Origin of the sequence: Rhodohalobacter sulfatireducens, assembly GCF_022012475.1 — a bacterium.
Classification (GTDB): Bacteria; Bacteroidota; Rhodothermia; order Balneolales; family Balneolaceae; genus Rhodohalobacter; species Rhodohalobacter sulfatireducens.
The window spans coordinates 24,078-48,121 of the sequence record NZ_JAKLWS010000028.1 but is presented as its reverse complement, the minus strand read 5'-3'; the positions used below and the strand labels follow the sequence as shown (position 1 = coordinate 48,121).

General features: G+C 44.9%; 16 protein-coding genes. All 16 read left to right on the top strand.

Translation table 11 applies throughout. The features are described from left to right. The first annotated feature begins 13 nt into the window (after positions 1-13). The 16 genes from L6773_RS16695 (at position 14) to L6773_RS16620 (ending at position 23,980) form a co-directional block, all read left to right on the top strand. Complete coding sequence (locus L6773_RS16695) at positions 14-1,435, top strand: DUF1501 domain-containing protein (protein ID WP_237855597.1); 1,422 nt, start codon at positions 14-16, stop codon at positions 1,433-1,435. 392 nt (positions 1,436-1,827) lie between these two features. Then, the gene (locus tag L6773_RS16690) at positions 1,828-3,117 is read left to right on the top strand and encodes a Gfo/Idh/MocA family oxidoreductase (protein ID WP_237855596.1); all 1,290 of its coding nucleotides are present in this window, start codon (positions 1,828-1,830) and stop codon (positions 3,115-3,117) included. A gap of 47 nt (positions 3,118-3,164) precedes the next feature. Continuing rightward, the gene (locus L6773_RS16685) at positions 3,165-5,960 is read left to right on the top strand and encodes a DUF1080 domain-containing protein (protein WP_237855595.1); all 2,796 of its coding nucleotides are present in this window, start codon (positions 3,165-3,167) and stop codon (positions 5,958-5,960) included. Positions 5,961-6,151: 191 nt separating this feature from the next. Further along, entirely contained in the window at positions 6,152-7,834 is a 1,683-nt protein-coding gene (locus L6773_RS16680) for a sulfatase family protein (RefSeq protein ID WP_237855594.1), read from the top strand. Positions 7,835-8,050: 216 nt separating this feature from the next. Then, positions 8,051-9,448: a sulfatase family protein gene (locus L6773_RS16675; protein ID WP_237855593.1), complete on the top strand. Its 1,398-nt coding sequence runs from the start codon at positions 8,051-8,053 to the stop codon at positions 9,446-9,448. A 155-nt stretch (positions 9,449-9,603) separates the two neighbouring features. Continuing rightward, a complete protein-coding gene (locus tag L6773_RS16670) occupies positions 9,604-11,391 on the top strand; it encodes an arylsulfatase (RefSeq protein ID WP_237855592.1) in 1,788 nt (595 codons plus the stop codon). 584 nt (positions 11,392-11,975) lie between these two features. After that, the gene (locus L6773_RS16665; protein WP_237855591.1) at positions 11,976-12,668 is read left to right on the top strand and encodes a ThuA domain-containing protein; all 693 of its coding nucleotides are present in this window, start codon (positions 11,976-11,978) and stop codon (positions 12,666-12,668) included. A gap of 13 nt (positions 12,669-12,681) precedes the next feature. Further along, the gene (locus L6773_RS16660) at positions 12,682-13,086 is read left to right on the top strand and encodes a cupin domain-containing protein (protein WP_237855589.1); all 405 of its coding nucleotides are present in this window, start codon (positions 12,682-12,684) and stop codon (positions 13,084-13,086) included. A gap of 98 nt (positions 13,087-13,184) precedes the next feature. Then, positions 13,185-14,390 (top strand): Tm-1-like ATP-binding domain-containing protein, encoded by a 1,206-nt coding sequence (locus tag L6773_RS16655; protein ID WP_237855588.1) that lies wholly within the window; start codon positions 13,185-13,187, stop codon positions 14,388-14,390. 92 nt (positions 14,391-14,482) lie between these two features. Next, a complete protein-coding gene (locus tag L6773_RS16650) occupies positions 14,483-15,319 on the top strand; it encodes a phosphoenolpyruvate hydrolase family protein (protein WP_237855587.1) in 837 nt (278 codons plus the stop codon). Positions 15,320-15,373: 54 nt separating this feature from the next. After that, positions 15,374-18,274, top strand: a complete 2,901-nt coding sequence (locus L6773_RS16645) for a PVC-type heme-binding CxxCH protein (protein WP_237855586.1) — start codon at positions 15,374-15,376, stop codon at positions 18,272-18,274. Between the two features lie 282 nt (positions 18,275-18,556). Beyond that, complete coding sequence (locus tag L6773_RS16640; RefSeq protein WP_237855585.1) at positions 18,557-19,447, top strand: sugar phosphate isomerase/epimerase family protein; 891 nt, start codon at positions 18,557-18,559, stop codon at positions 19,445-19,447. A gap of 251 nt (positions 19,448-19,698) precedes the next feature. Further along, entirely contained in the window at positions 19,699-20,865 is a 1,167-nt protein-coding gene (locus L6773_RS16635; protein WP_237855584.1) for a mandelate racemase/muconate lactonizing enzyme family protein, read from the top strand. Between the two features lie 139 nt (positions 20,866-21,004). Beyond that, positions 21,005-21,508 (top strand): VOC family protein, encoded by a 504-nt coding sequence (locus L6773_RS16630; RefSeq protein WP_237855583.1) that lies wholly within the window; start codon positions 21,005-21,007, stop codon positions 21,506-21,508. 244 nt (positions 21,509-21,752) lie between these two features. Beyond that, positions 21,753-22,712: a 2-hydroxyacid dehydrogenase gene (locus L6773_RS16625; protein ID WP_237855581.1), complete on the top strand. Its 960-nt coding sequence runs from the start codon at positions 21,753-21,755 to the stop codon at positions 22,710-22,712. Between the two features lie 230 nt (positions 22,713-22,942). Further along, positions 22,943-23,980, top strand: a complete 1,038-nt coding sequence (locus L6773_RS16620) for a ThuA domain-containing protein (protein ID WP_237855580.1) — start codon at positions 22,943-22,945, stop codon at positions 23,978-23,980. The last annotated feature ends 64 nt before the right edge of the window (positions 23,981-24,044 follow it).

Genomic DNA, 24,044 nt, shown 5'->3' with positions numbered 1-24,044 from the left:
AAAATGAGGTCCTATGAATGACCGTATGAACCGACGGGATTTTTTGAAGAAAACTTCTGCCGCTACATTGGCTGCAATGGCGGCATCACTTCCGGTTTCCTCTTTTTTAACCGGTTGTAATACCGGTATCCAGTCGAGTGCCGATACGGTAATCTTATTATGGATGGCCGGCGGGATGGCTCATACCGAGACTTTCGATCCGAAAGCTTATACGCCTTTTGAAAAAGGACTTGAAAGCAAGCGTGTGCTAAGCACATTTCCCAAAATTCCTACAGCTGTCGATGACCTCTACTTCTCAAAAGGCCTTGAGTCCATCGCAGATATTATGGACAGGGGAACGGTGATCCGGTCGTACCGGGCCGCTGATATGGGGCATATTCTACATTCAAGGCATCAATATCACTGGCACACCTGCTATGAACCGCCTCAAACGGTGAACGTTCCGCATATCGGTGCATGGATTGCACGGGAGCGCGGACCTGCAAACCCGGTGATCCCGCCTTTTATTAGTATTGGTCAGCGTTTCGATGTGGGTGAATCGGAAGAACTAAAGGCCTATCACACCGCAGGTTTCCTGGGAAGTGAATATGGTCCGTTTCTCATTCCCGATCCATCAACGGGGCTGGATAGTGTTCGCCCACCGGTAGGGATGACGATAGAACGATTTGAGCGAAGACATCAACTTTATCGCGACCTGATTGAGCAAAGCCCGGTGGGGGAGCGCAGCAGCGGTTACCAGAAAGAGTCCATGCTTCGGGCTATGGAGCGATCTTATGCACTGCTCAAATCACCTGAAGCTGAGGCGTTTGATCTCAGCAAGGAGCCAGATGAAACCTATCAAGCATATGATACGAGCAGATTTGGTTTAGGCTGTCTGCTTGCAAAACGGTTAACAGAAGCGGGAGCCCGTTTTATAAGTGTTACAACTGAGTATGAACCATTTATGGGATGGGATACTCACGAGAACGGGCATACCCGGGCAGAGAAGATGAAGGAAATGATCGACAGGCCGATTGCACAACTTATAATAGATCTGGATCAGTCCGGTCGTTTAGACCGAACTCTTGTTGTACTTGCAAGTGAATTTAGCCGTGATATGATGGTTGAAGGGCGCCCCGGACAAAAAGTCAAAGATCAAGTCGAAGTACCTGATAAAATGGAGGATATCTCCAACTACGGGATGCACCGGCATTTTACGAACGGATGTTCATTACTGATGTTCGGCGGCGGTATAAAAAAGGGTCTTGTTTATGGAAAAACAGCCGATGAGCGTCCTTGCAGTACCATTGAGAATCAGGTAGGAATCGATGAAATTCATCAAACCATTTACCATGCTATGGGAATTCCGCCAGAGACCAATTATGTGATTGAAGGGCGTCCGTTTTACACAACACCCGACGGGCATGGCGAAGTCATCCATGAACTTTTCGCATAAAGTAATTTTACTATAATTTATGAACAGCAAAATATTAGCTTTCAAATTCTGATCAAGACCTTTAAAATGTTCAGATTTCTACTTTCTTAAATCTATATTAACGTGAAATCGACATATGTATGTTGATTATTGTGCTCCCGTCATGCCTGCCCTCGATACGTCGGGGTGTAAGGAGGGGTTGGGGGAGGTAGCAATCTCCCCTTGAGGGTCCCGAACCGTCGGGACGCCTTTAGGCGGGAGGGGTGTACATCAAAGGGGGACTAACCACCCCTAAATCCCCTCCTTGATTAAGGAGGGGACTTTTTCAATGCTTAAGTTATTATTTTGAAACGACCTCAGATTATATTAACAATTAAAACCGGATAAATAATTAATCACACAAGGAAATATAAATGAAGGAGCCTGATAAAAAGCAGAAGAATAATAACTACAGCCGAAAGGATTTTTTAAAAAAATCGATACTTACTTTTGGAGCGTTTACGATTATTCCGCGTCATGTACTTGGTGGTACGGGATATACAGCACCCAGCGATCAGCTGACGAAAGCGGTAATTGGAGTTGGTGCGATGGGAAGGGGACATTTAAACTACCCGGGATCAAAGTTGGTTGCCGTATGTGATGTGGATCAAACACACTTGAATAGAGCTCTTTCGATCACCCCGGATGGAGTAAGAGGATACAGTGACTATCGGGAAGTACTTGAACAGGATGACGTGGATATTGTGCATATCGTAACACCTCCGCACTGGCATGGAAAAATGGCCGTGGATGCAGCCAATTCCGGTAAAGATATCTGGTGTGAGAAACCGATGACCCGAACCATCGGTGAGGGACAAGAAGTTGTTAATGCTGTAGAAAGAAATGGTACTATCTTTCGGTTGAATACTTGGTTTCGATTCAGAAGCAATTTCTATGGAATGGGAACTCCCGTAAAGCCAATTAAGAAATTAGTTGAGAATGATGTTTTCGGCTGGCCGCTAAAAATTACTTTGAGCGAAACAACGGGATTTGACTGGAAGTTTATTTGGAGGGGCAAAACGGATCTGTCGCCTCAGTGGATACCGGAATCACTGGACTATAACATGTGGTTAGGGCCGGCACCGTATAAGCCATACCATGAACATCGTGTTCACAGCAATTTCCGGGGATACTGGGATTACGACGGCGGTGGATTGGGTGATATGGGTCAGCACTATATTGATCCGGCTCAATACTTGTTAAATAAAGATGACACGAATCCTATTTATGTAGATGTAGATGCCCCCCAGCAACACCCGGATGCAGCATCATCCTGGCGCAGAATTGAGTTTACCTATGAGGATGGGTGTAAGATTGTGTTGGATGGTGAAAACCGGGATAAAGACGCTGCATTTATCGAAGGGCCTAAAGGGAAACTATATCGAGGATTTCGATCAGATATTCCAAATGTCAGGAAATTAGCAGACACACTGCCGGAACCTGAAAGCCGGGTTACTGATTTTAGCGAAGCCGTTAGAACTCGACAGAAGTTCGCCCTGAATGAAAAAAATGGTCACAGGTCATGCAATGTTGTAAATCTTGGAATTATTGCAGTCCGTCTGGGCCGGTCTCTGGAGTTTGACCCGGAAACAGAGACATTTGTGAACGATCAGGCAGCCAACCGAATGATCCATCAACCTATGCGTTCTCCATGGCATATTTAATAATCAAAGGGCAAAGACATCGAAATTCTATTAAAAGAAATAATTTCATGAAAAAATTACGCAAATATTTATATCTGGGGTTGATCTTTACCCTTCTCATGATCTCCGGTAAATCTATTGAGGAAGCAAACGCTCAAACGGCGGAACCTGGTCATCAGCAAGAATTTTACGAGGAGATTACACGACTCATTGTAAATATGCCTGCAGAAGAAAAAGAGGAAGAGAAATGGGTAAATGAGCAGATGACTGCTTATGGAGCAGAAGCGGTTCAGGCGTTGTCGTGGATGCTTACGGATCCTGCTGTGGGCAGCGATCTTAAGGCAAGATATGCTCTGAGTAGTTTAGCCAATTATACAGCCGGTTTTGGTTCCGAACCTGATAAACAGAATTTTGAATCGGCTTTACTGGCTGAAATAAAAAAAGATCGTCCAATAGACGTTAAAGATTTTTTATTGGAGCAGTTGATATTAACCGGCAGCGATCGATCGGTACCTGTTCTTGAACCACTTTTAGTTCATGAAAGACTTTATAATAATGCACTAAAAGTACTCCTGACCCTGAATACACCATCAGCGGCGGAAGCAGTAAGAAATACTCTCCCGGCTGTAGATGGAGAACAAAAAATCGCATTGATTAAAGCTTTGGGTGAGCTTGAGGATAAATCATCTACAGAGCAGCTGATGGAATTTGCAGCTTCCGATCAATGGCCGATAAAACGTATGTCTCTCAATTCACTTGCAAATATCGGGGAAACGGGATCGTCGCGGTATTTCGAAGAAGCAATTCAGGGATATGAAGGTTTCAGGGAGTCGGAAGTTGTTTCATACTACCTGCACTATGCAAATAGGCTTGCAGTTGAAGGTTATAGCGAAGAAAGCAACAGAATTACCGAATACTTTTTACAGAGTGATTTTGCGGAACATATCAAAAATTCAGCTCTTCAGGTCCGTTTCCACCTATATGGTGAAGATATATCGGATGAACTTCTCGAAACTGCACAGTCTTCAGAAGCACTTCGTGCGAAATCTGCCCTGGCGATGATAAATTCTCTGGAAGAGTCTGAGGTTACAGAACAAATCGTTGATGCACTGAAGTCAGCTCCGGAATCAAACAAAATCTACTTTATTGAAGCGCTGGGCGAGCGTGGTGATGAATCAGCAGCCTCCGCACTTAGAAGTCATACCGGTGATACAAATAGCGAAATCAGAATAGCCGCTCTTTATTCACTATACCAATTGGAGGGGGAAATTGATCCGGGGCTTGTAGTTACGGTTTTAAATGATGTTGATAGCGATGAAGGGGTTCAGAGGGTGGAAGAACTCCTTCTGCAACTGGAATCTGAAAATATTGTAAAAGCTGTTGCAAGTGCCCTTCCGGATGCAAGCCTGAAAGCGAAACCCGTTCTTATCCGTGTGCTCACTATCCGATTAGCGGATGAATACCTGGATCAAGTTCGTAATGAGCTGGATATAAATAACGAGAACGTTCGAATAGCTGCATATGAATATCTTGGCAGTGTGGGAGTTGAAGAAGATGCCGGTACGCTGTTTGACCAGATGGGAGAAAATTTTTCTGATGAGGAACTGAGTGTCTTGCAGGATGCATTTGCTTCTGTTGTAAACCGCTCTGTTTCGGACGCTGATAGAAATGATTTGATCGGTCAATATTATTCTGAAGGTACTACAGATCAGAAAAAGCAGCTTATTCAAGTGGTTACAAGGATTGAAGGCGTTGACAATGCCGGGATTTTAAGACGCGGACTGAATCATGAAAATCGTGAAATTCAATTTGCAGCAATACAATCACTCAGGGAATGGAATAGTGCTGATGCTCTTCCTTTGTTGATCGGGTCTGTTCCTATGACATCGGGTGAGGAACAATTAGCTGTGATCGGGCGCTATGTGCAATTAGTAAATGATTTGGATGGCACTCTCAACCAAAAAGAACAGCGTCTGCATGAACTATTTAATGGTACACAATCAGAGGACAGTAAAATTTCAGCCTTGGAACAATTTGAACAGGCTGACGATCTCTTAGCACTTCAGGCAGTGGGCGTTTACTTAACAAATAGGAATGAGAATATCCGTAATGCTGCATATCAAACCGTATCAAACCTATTATTACCCCACTATAAAGAAGAATCTGAGGGGGTGGACGGTACCATGGCAGTACTGGCAGTTTTAAATGAGGATTCCAGAGAAAAAATCAAATCGATCCTTTCAGAAAAAGCAGAACTTGACAGTGAAGATTCAGATGAAGATGAAACGGATACAGAGCCAAAATACGGTACTCTATTTAACGGTATAAATCTTGAAGGCTGGCAGATTATCGGTACCCCGGGTACATGGGGTGTAGAAGATGGAATACTCTTTACCGATGGCGATGGCAGCGGTTGGTTATCCACTGAAAACCGTTACGATAATTTTGTCATTGAATTGGAGTATCGAGTTCCTGAGGGCGGAAACAGTGGTCTGTTTCTGAGATCGCCACGCGAAGGAAATCCCGCTTATGAAGGTTTGGAAATTCAAATTTTGGATGATTACGCAGATCAGTACGCCGATCTGAAGCCCTGGCAGTTTACCGGTAGTATCTATTTTGAAGAAGCGGCTTCAAAACGAGTCACAAAACCTGCCGGAGAATGGCAATCACTGAAGGTGCGAGCGGAGGGACCTGAAATACAGGTAACATTGAACGGCGAATTAATCGTGAACACTACATTGATTAACTATATGAATAATGTGCCGAATCATCCCGGGTTATTGAAACGATCCGGTTTTGTTGGTTTGCAAAATCATGGTGACAGGGTTGACTTTCGGAATATTAAAATCAGTGAAATTGATTAATTGATGTCATTCTTCGAACTGTCAGATATGTGAAACTACCGGTATCGCTTGACTAAAATTGGTTTGAGGTATTCTTTGCCGGGTGCTGAAATCAACCAAAAAGTGATCCATTCATGAATTAAAATGAGCAACAATGGGATTAACAACTTCTCATTTAAGTCGCTCAATGAGATAGGTTACACAGAATTAAAATGATTCAAACATTCAAAAAGCAAATAGATGATATGTATGTAACATCGGAAAACTTTAGAGATTCAGTGAAAAAAACCGTGAGATTTTCAGTTTCCGTTTTGACAGCTTTAATACTATTGGGGATGAATGTAGAAGTCTATGATGAAGATTCTCAATCTATTGATAATCCCAACATCATCATCATGTACTCCGATGATCATACGGCTCAATCCATTGGGGCTTACCGGGAAGCATTAAATTACGGGCTGAAACTGGATCATACTCCCACTCCAAATATTGATCGGCTGGCTGAAGGCGGGATGCGTTTTGATAATGCTTTTGTCACCAACTCCATATGTAAACCTTCACGCGCCGTGCTTCTGACAGGCATGCACAGCCATAAGAATGGAGTTCTGACAAATGGTGAATCGATCTCAATGGACCTCGAAACATTTCCCATGATTCTCCAGGAACATGGGTATCAAACTGCGATGATTGGAAAATGGCATTTGGGTACGGAACCACAGGGTTTTGATTACTACGAAGTGTTGTATGGCCAGGGACCTTATTACAATCCAACCATGAGAACCTCAAACGGAGATGTGGACAGGCACGGCCATACCACCGAAATCATCGGGGAGAGAGCGATTGAATGGCTGCGGTTACAACGTGACGGGGACAAGCCTTTTATGATGGTTTATAATCACAAGGCACCTCATCGGGAGTGGTTGCCCGGACCGGCTCTGAATGATTATCAAGACCGGGATCTTCCTGAACCATCCACACTTTTTTACGACTACTCAGGTTTAACTACCGCTGCTCACGAGCAGGATATGGAAATAAGTGAAAAGGGTGGTCCTCAATCGATGAATTGGGGACGGGATTTAAAAGTGCCGCTCAACCCGGAAACGGGAGAGCCAAATCCACGTTGGGAATCGTTGGTTGAAGGTAACAGGTTGACCGAGGATCAGCTTCAGCGAATTAAGGACGCATATGCCAGGGATAATCAGTACCTGTATGATAATTATGCAAGCTGGTCTGAGGAGGATCGAACGCGATGGCGTTATCAGCGGTATGTAAAAGATTATCTTCGGGTGATCCGTGAAGTGGATGACCAGGTGGGTAATATGATTTCGTACTTGCAACGAGAGAATTTACTTGACAATACAATTATCATTTATGCAGGCGACCAGGGATTCTTTTTGGGTGAAAACGGCTGGTTTGACAAACGTTGGATTTACGAAGAGTCGATGCGCATGCCGCTGATTGTTCACTGGCCGGAAGGAATCGAGGCAGGATCGGTAAACAACGATCTTGTACAAAACCTGGACCTGGCACCCACGATATTAGATCTGGCCGATGCAAACATCCCGGAAAGGATGCAGGGCAAATCGATGGTACCCCTGTTAAATGGAGAAAGTCCGGAAGACTGGCGGGACGCCGTTTATTATCACTATTATGAAGGCCCTGATATTGGAGGGGGTTGGCATTCAGTGGCCCGTCATTACGGTGTCCGAACGGACCGGTACACTCTCGTGCATTACCCTGCTTTTGATGAGTGGGAGTTATTTGACCTCCAAACTGATCCTGAACAGATCCAAAGTGTTTATGACGAACCGGAATACGCCGAGGTTCAGCAAGAATTGAAGGATAAAATTGATGAACTACAGGAACATTATGAGGATGATACCTGGGATGATTAGCTGGAATGTATTAAAATTATCCTAGCGTGAGTTCGATATAAAATAAATCTGAAGATATTGAAAAAGTCCCTTCTTGCACGGGAGGAGCTTGATAATCGGGGTTCTTAAGTCGAACTCATGTACATTAATTTAATTTTCAACGACGCCTGGGAATACTTCGTAAGTTTCGTTTAACAGGTTATAGAACTAAACAACAATTAAGCAATCAAGTTATCTATGAAATCACTCCAGCTATTTTTTTTAATAACCGCGGCTCTCATCTTAATAATGGGTTGTACGCCTGACTCTAATCAAACCACTCATGAACCTGGAAGTGATACTCCCAATATCGTTTTGATTTTCCTGGATGATGCCGCTTACGGCGATTTTAGCCCATTTATGGAAATCCGGTATTCAACACCGAATATTCAATCCCTTGCAGAAGAGGGCCGAACGTTTACCAATTTTTATGTCCCGCAGGCGATCTGTTCTGCCTCCCGTGCAGCGTTGATGACCGGTACTTACCCGGGACGAAACCAGCTTTTTGGTGCACACCCGCCAAAAGCCAGAGGACTTGATACGCAGTTTACAACTATGGCTGAAATGCTGAAAGAGAACGGCTATACCACCGGATTTTTCGGAAAGTGGCACCTTGGAGACCAGGAGGATACACGCCCGCATAATCGTGGTTTTGATGAAATGGCCGGGATCATGTATTCCAACGATATGTGGGCAGATCATCCTGAAAATCCGGAGTACTGGGGTCAGTTTCCCATGCACTACTGGAAAAACGGGGAGGTGATGATCGATTCTGTGACGGCTGATCATCAAAAAGAGTTTACTACCTGGTTTACCGAAGAATCTGTGGATTTTATCAACAGGAATAGCGACGGTCCATTCTTTCTCTATGTACCGCACCCACAGCCGCATGTGCCTCTATTTGTGAGTGATAAATTTGAAGGAAAATCTGGTACGGGCCTTTATGGGGATGTCATGATGGAGATCGACTGGTCTGTGGGTGAAATTGTGAATGCACTGGTAGAGAACGGGGTTCGTGAGAATACCATCATCCTGTTTTCATCAGATAACGGCCCGTGGCTCTCCTATGCCAATCACTCCGGTAAAACGCCATTCCGGGAAGGCAAAGGAACTACTTTTGATGGAGGCATTCGAAGCCCGTTGATTATCTCCTATCCGGAAAAAATTGAAGAAAATACGGTATCCCAAAACACATTTTTCTCAATTGACCTGATGCCCACCCTGGCTGAACTTACGGGATCACAATTGCCCGATTATGAGATTGACGGTACAGATGTATGGGATTTAATACTTGGAGACGACGGTACTGAATCTCCGCAGGAGTACTATGCGTTTACAAACGGTCAGGATTTTCAGGGAGTGATGAGCGGAGATGGAAAATGGAAATTGCACGTTCCCCACGGCTACAGGACAAGCCCCGTTGGCGGCAGAGATGGTATTCCTGGCCTCTATCAACAGGCGGAGATCGATACGGCCCTGTTTGATATGGTTCACGACCCATATGAGAAGGTAAATGTTATCGACGAATACCCTGAAATTGCTGAACGCCTGCTGCGCTTTGCCGAAGAACACCGGGCAAAATTTTTTGAGGATTGACGAAACAAATTATCCTGACAAGTTATAGTAAGAAAAGAGGAAATTGTCGACTTGAATAGGTTACGTTTAACCACCCCTGGCCCCCTTACGAAGGAGGGGAAACTCATATTCCAAGTTCTCATTTTGAGCACAGATAAAAAATTAATGAACTACAAATGAGAGTAATAAACGACAGACTTATAATCACTCTGTTGGTACTGTTATTCAGTGCATGCAGCGGAAACAATACGAGCAATGAGGACACACTGCCTAACATTGTACTCATTGTAACAGACGATCAAGGTTGGGGTGATCTGAGTATTCAAGGAAACGAAAATATCCGGACGCCCAATATCGATTTTCTTGCCTATGAAGGCGCTTCTTTCACCAATTTTTATGTGAGCCCGGTCTGCTCTCCCACTCGCGCAGAACTTCTAACGGGCAGGTACCATCCGCGGAGCGGGGTATATGGAACTTCGGCAGGAGGGGAACGCATGGACCTGGATGAAACCACAATTGCTGAAATTTTCAAACGAGCTGGGTATGCCACGGGTATTTTTGGCAAATGGCACAACGGAATGCAATACCCATACCATCCAAATGGAAGAGGTTTCGATGAGTTCTATGGTTTTGCCTCCGGCCACTGGGGAGATTATTTCAGTCCCAATTTCCTGGAAAGGAATGGTGAACTGATTCAGGGCGATGGATTTATCATTGATGATTTTACAAACGAAGCGATCTCCTTTATTGAGAACCACAAAGACCAGCCGTTTTTTGCCTACATACCCTACAATACTCCTCATTCCCCGATGCAGGTTCCGGATAGTTGGTGGCAGCGGGTTGAAGAGCGAGGTATAGAGTTGCGTCACAGAGAACCGGATCTGGAAAATACCACATTCACCACAGCCGCTTTGGCGATGGTGGAGAATATTGACTGGAATGTGGGTCGTATCAACCAAAAACTGGAAGATTTGGGGATTGAAGAGAGTACGATTGTTCTCTACATGAGTGATAACGGACCCAATAGCTGGCGATGGAATGGAGAAATGAAGGGACGGAAAGGCAGTATCCATGAGGGTGGGGTTCGCTCGCCGCTTTTCGTGAAGTGGACGGAAAAGATTGAACAAGGAACTAAAATTGATAAGATATCGTCTTCAATAGATATGCTGCCTACATTGGCTGACCTGGCTGAAATTCCTCATAAAACGAGTCACCCTTTGGACGGAGTATCTCTGAAACCATTGCTTTTGCAGGAGCCTGTTTCTTGGGAGGATCGCCTTCTCTTTAATCATTGGAATGGCAAAACAAGTGTTCGATCTCAGCAGTGGAGGCTGGATCATGAAGGGAACCTGTATGATATCACCCAAGATCGTGCCCAGCGAAATAATGTGTCTGATCAATTTCCTGAAATTGCAGCTTCTCTTTCTGACTCACTCAATAGATGGGAAGAAAATGTTCTTGCGGATCTGAAATCGGATCAAGCAGACGACAGGACGTTTCCGGTCGGGCACCCGGATTTTCGAAATACTCAACTGCCGGCCAGGGATGCAGTACCACATGGTAATATTGAACGATCCAACCGATTCCCGAATGATTCTTTCTTTCGGAATTGGAGCAGCAGGTCAGACAGTATCACCTGGGATGTTGAGGTGTTGGAAAGCGGACAATTTGAGATTGATTTGTACTATACTTTGCCGGAAGAAGATTTGGGATCTGTTATTGAATTGAGCTTCGGGGACAACAGTCTCTCTGATACGATAGATGTGGCTCATGACCCGCCTGTTGAGGGGATGGGACATGATCGAATCCCCCGGCAGGAGTCCTATGTAAAAGATTTTCGACCGCATAGCATGGGCATGATCAGCCTGCAAGCTGGGCGAGGTTTATTAACGCTCAAAGCATTAGATCTGCCGGGTAGTGGCGGACCGGATATTCGCTTGCTGATGCTAAAAAGAGTGGATTAATCTTTATTCGTGTCTCGTCAAGTGTCATCCATCGGCAAAAGTCGGAATAAAAACTTTTCTCTACAGTTGGAAGAGGACTTTAACTGAGTGTTCCAATAGTTTATCATTGACATATTCCAAATAGTTGTTAGTATTCTAGTTGTTTTAACTATAGAAGGGATGATTTCACCCTGCGCATCACCTTATGTATATATACTATCAGATAAACCTTGTCACTGTATTACGGAATTTGCAAGTGAGAGTCTAGTGAGAATGGATACCAAAATTATCCCCGCAGAAAATGAATGGCTCGGGCGATCCGGATCGAACCCCGACACGTAGTGGAATGGAAAGAAATTGGAGCTGACCGGGAAACAGCCGATATTCAGCTGTATAATTACTCTTTGGGTTTAGTGGAACGATGAAATATTGCTAATATACATCTTGAAATTGACCATGAATTGAATGCAATTCTTACTCAGGAACCGAAGGTAATGATACATCAAAATCTGAAATAGATAATCCCAGGCAAATTTATTTGTACGATGAAGAAGATGCTAAGGTGCTCGAACATATTTTTTGGACTTTTCTTTTTGATAATTTCTGTGATATTATCAATCAATCAACTGCAAGCATTTAGTCATTCTTCCGAAAGTGATTCACTTTCTGTTCTGATAGTCGGCGGCGGTATGCACCATGATTTTGAGCGTTGGTTTAATGAGGAAGATCAAAAAATTATTTCAGAAACCGGTGCTTCCGTCAGTTACACGGATGAGCCGAATGAGATCCTTCCAGAGCTCACAGGCCTTGATGTTCTCTATCTGAGCAACAATCAGCCGCTCCCTGATCCTGATCTTAGAGATGCCATCTTTGAATTTGTTGAAGCGGGGAATGGATTATTGCTTGTACATCCAGCGGTTTGGTACAACTGGGAAGACTGGCCGGAATATAACAGAGACCTGGTGGGTGGAGGATCCCGCAGCCACCCTCCCTATGGTGAGTTTGAAGTAAGTGTAACCAAAACTAATCATCCATTGATGGCAGCTGTGCCGGGCCAATTTACCATTAAAGATGAGCTGTACCGTTTTGAAGAAGACCCGGATGGAAACGAGATTCATGTTTTGGCAACGGGACTCGAAGAGGAGACTGGGGCCGAATACCCGGTTGTTTGGACATCAGAATACGGGCAAGGCCGGATTGTAGGAATTACTTTGGGGCATGACGGGGAAGCACATCTACATCCCGCATACATTACCCTGTTGCAAAACAGTATTAAATGGCTAACAGAAACCAAATAAACCGAGTGTGCATATGAGTGATCTTGAAGGTAAATTTTTTACCCGGGAAAATATGGTGGTCGAAAAGCTGGAACGAGGAATTCACCACTGGTTTTCCCGGCCGGATTTAACGGGTAGTAAGGATTTGATTGTGGTTCGGGTTGAGGTTGGGCCTGGCGGGGGGCATCCATTTCATTTCCACCCGGATATGGATGAAGTAATTTATATTTTATCGGGCAAAGCAGAGCAGTGGATCCAACAAGAAAAGAAATTTTTGCAACCAGGGGAGTCTGTTTTTGTCCCCAAAAAAATGGTTCATGCAACCTTTAACACTACGGATGAAACACTGTCTTTTCTGGCGATACTGGGCCCGGCGGCGGACCTGGAAGGATCGATGGTTTATGTAGATGATCAAGAACCGTGGGCAAGTATAAAGTAATAGCCTATAGCTATTAGGTTTGTGAAATGAGGAGTATTGAAATTTAATTGAGATTGTTAATCAGGCTAACAAACCGCTAACTCTCAAAATCCGAGTTTTTGCCAAAAAAAATCTTATTAATTGGAGCTTTCGATACAAAGGGGGAGGAATTCGTCTACGCCAGGGATCTTATTGTGAGACGGGGTCACCATGTATTATTGACGGATGTAGGTGTTCTTGAAGATCCGGTGAATCTTCAACCTGATATTTCATCGGCAGAAGTAGCTAAAGCTGGTGGAAGCAGCCTTCAAAAATTACGGTCAACAGGAGATCGCGGACAGGCTATTGATGTAATGATTGCTGGTGTGGAAAAAATTGTCCCTCAGCTTTATTCAGAACAACGCTTTGATGCCGTATTAAGTCTAGGCGGAGGGGCCGGAACAAATATTGCCACGGCTGGGATGAGGCAGTTACCGGTTGGGGTTCCCAAAGTCATGGTATCAACCCTGGCCAGTTCGGATGTGAGTTCTTATGTAGGGGTTAAAGACATTACAATGATGTATTCAGTTACCGACATTGCCGGGCTGAATCGTCTCTCCCGACAGGTATTGGCCAATGCGGTGGGTGCGGTTTGCGGAATGGCGGAGCAGGTTGCTCCGGCGGCAGAGGATAAACCGCTCATTGCAGCCTCCATGTTCGGGGTAACCACACCTTGTGTAAGCGAAGTACGAAAAAAGCTTGAAAAGGCGGGTTATGAACTTCTGGTGTTTCACGCTACTGGCACCGGAGGCCGGGCGATGGAAGGATTGATAGAAGATGGTTTTTTTGCCGCTGTTGCAGATATTACCACGACTGAGTGGGCAGACCAGGTAGTTGGCGGTGTTCTACCGGCCGGAGAAGACCGTCTTGGAGCGGCAGGAAGAAAAGGCATTCCCCAAGTGGTTTCCTGCGGGGCTTTAGATATGGTGAATTTCCATGCCATGGAAACAGTGCCGCAACAGTTTAAAGGTAGAAACCTATATAAGCATAATCCGACGGTTACGCTCATGCGCACCACTGCAGATGAATGCCGAAAAATCGGGAATAAGATTGCAGGAAAACTCAATCAGGCGAATGGGCCGGTTACATTAATATTGCCGTTAAAAGGAGTAAGCAGCCTGGATGCTGATGGACAGCCATTTTTTGATTCTGAAACTGATGAGGCATTATTTGATTCACTGCGGGAGAGTGTGTCCACGAATGTAAATGTAGTTGAATTAGACCTCCATATCAACGATCCTGAATTTGCCGACAGGATTGCAGAAGAACTGTTATCAATGTTATAAGAAGTCCTTTTTTTAAAAACATAATTGAACAGGACACCAGTCTTTTAGTAACAGAAAAGAATACAACTAACAACAAACCACATACAAAACACATGCCATTTATACCCTACCAGGAATGTCTCGAACGACTCAACAATCAAATCAAAAAAAATCAACCGCTTATTGGTGCCGGTGCCGGTACAGGAATTTCTGCAAAGTTTGCAGAAAAAGGCGGTGTTGATATTATTATCATTTATAATTCCGGCCGCTATCGGATGGCCGGTCGGGGCAGTGCGGCCGGTATTCTTGCTTATGGCGATGCCAACGAAATTGTAGTTGATATGGCGCGTGAAGTTCTTCCAGTGGTCCAGGATACACCGGTTCTGGCTGGAGTCTGCGGAACTGATCCCTTTCGTTTGATGCCCGTATTTCTCAAACAACTCAAAGAGATGGGATTTGACGGTGTTCAGAATTTTCCAACAGTTGGAGTGATCGATGGAAATTTCCGGCAAATTCTTGAAGAAACGGGCATGAGTTACGACCTGGAAGTGGAGATGATCCGCCAGGCACATGAGTTAGAGATGCTTACTTGTCCATATGTATTTGATGTTGACCAAACCATTAAAATGACAGAAGCCGGCGCAGATGTTCTGGTTACTCATATGAACACCACTGTAAAAGGATCCATCGGGGTCAGTGCTGATGTAGCGCCCACATTGGAAGAGGCGGCAAAACGAATCCAGGAGATGCATGATGTGGCTAAAGAAATTCGTGAGGATGTAATTGTACTTTGCCATGGCGGACCAATTGCAGAACCCGAAGATGCGCAGTACATTTTTGAACATACTGAAGGCGTGGCGGGCTTTTTCGGCGCATCCAGTGTGGAACGTTTAGCAACCGAACGGGCAATTGAGGCACAGGCCAGATCATTTAAAGATCTGACGATATAATCAGTAATTTAACTGGATTTAAATATAAATACTGACCAAGTAATCATTTATTCCATGTCAAAAAATATACAATCTAAACTATGGGGTGTGCTTGTACTGGCAAGCATTGTACTAGCTCTGACCGGCTGTACTTCCGGAAGTTCACAAAATGAAGAACGAGCTGGTGATTCCCGCCTGAATGTCTTGTTTTTAGGCGATGACGGCGGACACGAACCCAGCGTTCGGATTCGTGATGTTTTTAGGCCGATGATGGATAGAGGTATAGAACTATTTTATACAAGTGATCTCCAGGATATCAATTTGCAAAATCTGAGGAAGTATGATGCACTCCTGCTCTATGCAAATTACCACGAACCGGCTTACCCGGAGATGCCGTCTGATGTGGAAGAAGCGCTGATTACATATGTTGAAGAAGGTGGCGGGTTTATACCGGTACATTCAGCATCCGGAAATTTTCGGGATTCTGAACGATATATCAATCTTGTTGGAGGAGCATTTTTGAGCCACGAAGTAGATTCGTTTCGGACACGTATTGCTGAACCCGACCATGAAATTATGCAAGGGTTTAACGGATTTGAAAGCTGGGACGAAACCTATGTTCATCAAAAGCATAACGAAGAAAATCGCACCGTTCTAAGCTACCGTGAGGATGAACCCTGGACCTGGATACGTACCCAGGGAGACGGGCGTGTTTTTTATACAGCGTGGGGCCATGATGAGCGTACTTGGCAAAATTCGGGATTTCATGAACTGCTGGAGCGCGGAATCCGTTGGGCAGCCGGTCAGGATGTTCAGGCAGAACTGGCATCACGGACTATTGAAAACCCTTTTGAATACGTGGTGTTGGATGTGCCCTTTCCCCCGCCACATGAGGAACGGCTGCGCTATGAGGAAGAGGTGGGCCCGATGGACCGCCAGGGAAATAATCCGCGATATTATCGCAAACAGAAACCACTTGATGCGATTACAGCGATTGACCGGATGATCGTACAGCCGGGATACCGTGTAGAATTGTTTGCATCAGAGCCGGACATCGTCAATCCAATCTACATGGATTGGGATGAAAAAGGTCGTTTGTGGGTGATTGAATCGATCGAATATCCGTACCCCCGCGAATTTTGGCCGGATAATGGCGGCAAAGACCGGATTATAATTCTTGAAGATACCAATGAAGATGGCAAAGCAGACACATTTACTGTGTTTGCTGATAGTTTGAATATTCCCACCAGCCTGGAGTTTGTCAACGGCGGTATAGTGGTTCACCAGGCTCCGCAAACACTGTTTTTAATGGATACCGACGGAGACGATAAGGCCGATGTGAGGGAGATTTTGTTTGAAGGCTGGAATCAATGGGATACCCACGCAGGACCGAACAACCTGCATTATGGACTGGATAACTGGCTCTGGGGCGTTTTGGGGTATGCCGGAATGGAAGGAACGGTTGGCGGAGAGCGGCACGAGTTTCGCATGGGAATTTACCGTTTTAAAGAAGACGGGTCGAAACTGGAGTTTCTCCAGCGAACCAATAACAATACCTGGGGGCTTGGTTTTAATGAACAGGGAAATGCATTTATATCCACGGCCAATGGTAATCCAAGTACGATGTTTACAATTCCCCGGGGGCATTATGAGGAGGTGGATGGTCTGAATGATTTGGTGACCGACAGGCTGGCGGAATCGGCACGGGTGATTACTCTTACCAACCTGTTTCGCCAGGTTGACTGGGTTGGCGCTTTTACATCTGCAGCGGGGCATGGTTTGTACACAGCACGCGAGTGGCCGTCAGAGTATTGGAATCAGCGAGCATTTATTACAGAACCGACCGTTCAATTGGTGGCTGAAATGACTTTGGAAAAAGAGGGCGACAGTTACAGCGCCGGTTATCCGAGAAACCTTATTGCCAGCGATGACGAGTGGTTCAGCCCGGTGATGGCAGAAGTAGGGCCGGACGGGCATGTATGGATCGCCGATTGGTACAACTATATCCTTCAGCACAATGCTGAGAGCGACCGCCAGGAACCAACACCCGGCAACGCTTATGCGAATCCTCTGAGGGATCGTCAGCACGGAAGAATTTACCGCATTGTCTACGAAGGTACGGAAGAGCCAGAACCGATGTCGCTTGAAGGAGCAAATACAGAACAACTGGTCGAGATCTTATCACACACCAATATGCTCTGGCGTCAGCATGCACAGCGGTTGTTGGTGGAAAGCGGAGATGAGGATGCCATTCCGGCCCTGATCGATCTTGTAGAAGATGCCTCGGTTGATGATGTTGGCATCAATGCCGGTGCGATTCATGCCCTTTGGACCCTTCACGGACTGGGTGCTTTGAATCAGCCCGGCTCGCAAGCTTATGATGCAGCAATTGGAGCCCTAAAACATCCTTCCGCCGGAGTACGGGCAAATGCCGTGCAGGTACTTCCGCCTTCTGATCAATCCGTTCAGGCAATCCTGAATGCAGATTTGCTGGAAGATAGCGATCTGAATGTACGGCTTCGTACACTGGTAGTTATGACTGAACAACCGTCAAGTCCAGAGGCGGGGCATGCTATTTCACAAGTATTGCTTCAGGAAGAGAACATGACCGGCGAATGGATTCAGCAGGCTGCAATACTTGCAGGTGCAGTACATAATATGGACCTTGCCGGCAACGATGAAGGAGTTGGCATGGTTGAGCAAGGCAGGCAGATTTATGAAAATGCATGTTTCACATGTCATACGACCGATGGAACAAGTCTTGTAGGACCATCTCTTCAGAGATTGTGGATGTCTGAGCGGGAAATTCAGGGGGATGAAACGGTTTCGGCTGATGAGAATTACATCCGAGAGAGTATTCTTAGTCCCAATGAGAAGATTGCATCAGGCTATAATCCGGGCATGCCATCCTATGCGGGTGCGCTGAGTGAACAGCAGATCGATGCCATTATCGAATACATTAAAACCTTGAAATAACTTCCTGTAAATATTTAGTGATTGATATTTCGCAGCTTGAACGGTTCCAAAACTTCTCCGGGATTTTTATCAGACTATTGGGTCCGGTAAGGAGATTGTCCGGCGGAGTGACAAGCTGGTTACGAGGAGAATAGACCCATTTTATAAAAATGCTTGACAAACCATCAGCAATTCTGCACATTTTCTGCGAACTGACATGAAGCAGTTGAAGTGTTGACACACTTGTTTATTATTGATGTAAACTACCAAACAGACACATAATCCTAAAAGAATTCTTTACATATGGAACTTGCAATACACAACTGGATGCGTGCCGAGTCTATTGAAACCACAATTGAGCGAATTGCACGGCTCGGCTACCATAAACTGGAAATTGCCGGTGAACCGGGATCGTATGACACCCAAAAAATCGGCAAACTTTTAAAAGACCACGGTATTGGCTGCTGGGGATCGGTTACCCTGATGATGGAAGAACGTAATTTACTTGCTGCCGATGAAGATCAGCGGGCGATGTCCATCCAGTATGTAAAAGATGTTGTAAAAATGGTCAAAGAGTTGAACGGTACCATGGTATCGGTTGTACCCGGTACGGTTGGAAAACTGGTTCCAGATGGCCGCCCGGAAGAGGAGTGGGAATGGGCCGTATCATCCATGAAAGAGATTTATGATTATGCGGAATCACAGGAGATACTGATTGGCATCGAGCCCATTAATAGATTTGAAACCTACTTTATCAATCGGGGTGACCAGGCTCTTGCTCTTGCAAAAGAGGTGGGGCCTAACTGCGGTGTATGCCTGGATGTATTCCATATGAATATTGAAGAAGATGATACTTATGACGCGATTCTTCGGGCAAAGGGAAGAATTAACGGGATTCATGTTGCGGATAATAACCGCATGGCACCGGGAATGGGGAAACTAAACTGGCCAAAAATTGTGGATACTGTAAAAGAAGCAGGCTTCGACGGGGCCATTTCCGTGGAATTCTGTTCTCCGGTTGACCGCACTCCCGCAAATCCATATATCAATTCTATTGATGAGAAGCCTGAAGGACTGAGTGCCGAACAGAAAAAATTTATTGAAGACCATGGAAGTACCTCTGTTTCTGAAGAGTTCTATACGGAACTGACCCGCAGATCGGCTGAAAAGCTTTTGCCGTTAATCAATGGGTAACTGTTGGAAGAATCTGAGGACCAAAAATCTCTCCGCCGGCTGGCGGAAGTGCCGAAGTGTAGCGCAGGCGAGGGGTGTTCGGTCATGTCCCTTTCATTAACTAACGTGAAACTGTGAAAATCTCAACACACCCCTCATAACTTTGCTAAAAGAAACGCAATCTGGTTCACTCTCAAGTCAGAATTGGTTCCGAAACTTGGGGGAGCAAAATCTCGAAATTCAATATTCAATACGTAACTAAGAACCACCACATGATTATAGAAAATGTAGAAGCGTTTTGGCTTCGATGTCCCATCCAGGAAGTAAAACAACACCGGTCCGATTATGGATTGCTTACTCACTTTGATATGACACTGGTAGTTGTAACCACCGAAGATGGACTGAAGGGTTTTGGCGAGGCAAAAGCGGCAGTCGGTTCTTCAGGGGTATGTGCTTCTATTGTTAGCTGTGTAGAAAATGAATTGAAACCGGCTTTGATTGGCCAGGATGCGCGGAACATCACTCGGATTTGGGAACAGCTCTACAGTGGTTCGCGCGATCATTATTCGTTGGCTAGAGGACGAAAATTCCCAATTCTTGGCAGAAGAGGGCTTACGGTCTCAGCGATTAGTGGTGTGGATATGGCCCTTTGGGATTTGAAGGGGAAAGCTCTAAAAGTACCGGTGGTTGAACTTCTTGGAGGACCTTGCCGGGATCAGATGCCTGCATATGCAAGCGGTGGTTGGGCGGATGTTGATGGTATTGGCGAACAACTTTCCGGGTATCTTTCCAAAGGATTTGATGGCGTTAAAATGCGGGTTGGAGTGATGGACGATACTGTATCAAATAGCATCGCCAGGGTAAAAGCAGCCCGTGAAGCCCTGGGACCTGACATCAAGATTATGGCGGATGCTCACGGCACCTACAGTGTACCCGAGGCCAAACAGTTTTGCAGAGGTGTAGAGGATTCTAATTTATACTGGTTTGAAGAGCCGATAAGCCCTGATAATCCGAAAGGAACTGCAGAGGTGCGTTCTTCAACGTCGATTCCCATTGCGGCCGGTGAAAGCGAGTACACTTGTTTTGATGTACGTGATTTAATCAGTCATCGGGCGATTGATGTTGTGCAGCCGGATGCAGCGATTATTGGCGGAATTTCGGAAGCGATGAGGGTGGGTCACCTTGCTCAGGCATGGCAGTTGGAACTTGCCCCTCACTGTTGGGGGTCCGCATTTTCTTTTATGGCGGGTGTTACAGTTGCGTTTGCAAGCCCTTCAGCAACAATTATTGAATTTTCATTGGGAGGCAATCCCATGATGTATGAGCTGGTTAACGAACATATAGAAGCAGAAAACGGGAAGATAAATGCTCCCGTGGCACCTGGATTGGGCGTCACACCGAATTGGGATTTTGTGAAGAAATACACACAAAAAGTTTAAATTAATTCTGAGTCATTCCGGCCCGCGAGCTGGAATCTGCCAACCTAATAAATGTTCGGAGATACCGGGTCAAGCCCGGAATGACTTTAATGAGAAAAAACATTAGACCTGAAACCTTAAACATTAAACCACCTGACCTATGGCACGTGCAGTTAAAATCAACCATGTAACACTCATTGTAGAAAACCTGGAAGAAGCAGGTGATTTCTATGAAAATGAGCTGGGACTTGAAAAACTCCCCGCTTTCAATTTCGATTACCCGGTTCTGTTTTTTGATATCAACGATGAGCAGCAGCTTCATCTTTCCGAGTGGGAAGATACGCCCTCTTTTCGAGGTCACGTATGTATGCAGGTGGATGATTTCAATTCCATCTTTTACAGAATGAAAGAGTTAGAGGCGATTGACATCAAACCCTGGGGCAAAGTGCGACAATTACCAGATGGAGCCATGCAGATGTTTGTGCGTGATCCGTCCGGCAATCTTGTAGAGTTATCCTCCCATCCGGACGCTGAGATTGATAAGTCTATTTTTGAAGATGAATTTTATGAGGAAGGGCTCTACAAATCGAACCGTGAAGATTACCGGGGATACAGAAGTGATGATGCTTCCCTCTATCACGGCGAGAAGAAAAAGAAAAAGTAATCGGTTTGAACTTTATTCTTTGAGAAGGTTGAGGTTTATCTATTAGTGTTATCTTTCTATTACCGTCTGCTTTAGCTGACGGTGAAAAAGATTCACCCAAAGATGGCTTTAGCCACATTCAATTTTGGGGCTAAAGCCATCCTGAGATATCAGATCTTTCTACCGTTGGCTGAAGCCAACGGTAATAGATAATCAGTTAAAGAGTTCAATATTCAATTTTAATTATCGAACTTAAGTTTTTACAATGAAAAAAAATGTGCTTCTTCTCGAAACTGTAGCCTCAGAGGCAGATAGCCTGTTGCGTGAAAATACAGTTGTACATGAGGCAATTCATCCCCGGAATCCGATTGAAGTTGCCAAAAGTGCTGCTGTTCATGCGATTGTGACAAGGGGAAAGGGCAAGGTAAATCGTGAGTTGATGGATTCCTGCCCCGACCTTCAAGTTATAGCCCGTTGTGGCGTTGGCCTTGATAATGTGGATGTGGGTGAAGCCTCAAGACGAGGAATCAAAGTCATTAATGCACCCGGTTCTAACTCGTCAACTGTTGCAGAACATGCTTTAACACTGATGCTGATGGGCGTCAGGAATGTTTGGAAATCTGTTGAGCGTGTTAAAGACGGGGACTGGAGCTGGCGGAATCAATACAGCGGAGATGAACTGAGAGGAAAAACACTCGGTATTTTGGGAATGGGAAATATTGGGCAGCGGGTTGCAAAACTGGCCGATGCTTTTGGAATGAAAGTGATCTACTGGGATAAGTACCCGGTTCAATCGGAATATGAGAACATTTCGATGGAGGATCTCCTTAAACAAGCAGATGTAGTCACCATTCATGTACCACTTCTTGATGAGACCAAGCATTTGGTAGGCGAGGAACAACTAAATATGATGAAGCCAACGGCCTGGCTTATAAATACGGCAAGGGGACCGATTATTGATGAAACGGCTTTAATAAAGGCATTGGATAATGAAAAGATTTCCGGGTTTGCTTCTGATGTTCTGGCTGTTGAGCCACCGGATAGCGATTATCCTCTCGTGAAGCATCCAAAAACCCTGATTACACCTCATACAGGGAGCCTTACAGCTACCACTTACCGGAATATGTGCGTTTCCACAGTTCAAAATGTGAACGCAGTGCTGAATGGGTCAAGACCTGATCCCAAATCAGTATTTAACAGGGATGAATTGGATGGAAATAGGTGATATAGGAATAGAATTAAAATTTGATCAAAGATTAGATTCCCCCTTTGAATGGGGGAGGACTTTCCTGAGACCTGAGAAAAGTATTGTAGTAGATGATTAGGTTGTAAAAAAGAAAGTACATTGAACCTTGATTTCATTATCGAATTTAACATCTTAAGAAGTGGCAAAATTTTTTGCATCAATTACAATTGAACTGGACTAACGTCTGAAACCGAATTAAAAAAAAAGGAATGAAAGCATCATTAATAAGTAGTAAAACTTTCAAGTTCATACCAATTCTGTTTATCACAGCTTTATTCAGTATCCAGAACTGTAATGGTCAGGAAAATGAACAGTGGATCACCTTTGAACCGAACGAGGGACCGGGTAATGGGCAACATATTGTGTTGGTAAGTGGAGATGATGAATATCGTTCTGAAGAAGCGATGCCATTGCTTGCCAAAATTTTATCGAATCACCACGGGTTTAAAACCACAGTTCTTTTCGCAATTGAGCCTGAAACCGGGGAGATTAAACCTAATTATCAAAACAATATTCCGGGGTTGGAAAATCTTGAAAATGCTGATTTAATGGTTTTGTTTACCCGTTTCCGCGAGCTGCCGGACGAACAGATGAGATACATTGATGAATATGTTCAAGCCGGTAAACCTATCGTTGCTTTACGAACTGCAACACATGCGTTTGCCTACTCAGAGAACTCAGAAAGCGAATATACAAAATACTCTTGGAACAGCGACGCTCCCGGCTGGGAGGGCGGATTTGGACGGAAAATATTAGGTGAAACCTGGGTCGACCACCACGGAGATCATGGAAGTGAGGGAACACGGGGGTTGATTGATGGAATTGAGGAGCGGAACGATCATCCGATTATAAGAGGCGTATCTGATATTTGGGGACCGACCGATGTATATGGCACCCGGGAGCTCCAGGGGGACGTGGACGTTCTTGTGTGGGGTGCTTCAACAAAAGGGATGACACCCGACACACCTATCAACTGGGAAAAATCAATGATGCCGGTCGCCTGGACAAAAACTTATACGTTGGAGCAGGGAAATTCCGGGAAGGTTTTCACCACTACAATGGGATCTTCTGAAGATATGGAAAGTGAGGGCTTTCGGAGGCTTTTAGTAAATGCTTGTTATTGGGCAATAGACATGGGTGAAGAAGTTCCTGATAATAGTAACGTCACTATTATCGGAGAATATACCCCAACAAAATTTGGCTTTGAGGATTTTATTGAAGGGCTTAAGCCGATTGATTACAAATAATACAATTTGCTTCACGAGTCATTATAAAAAGTGTGTTTAAAAAGAATTCAATATGTGAAGCAAC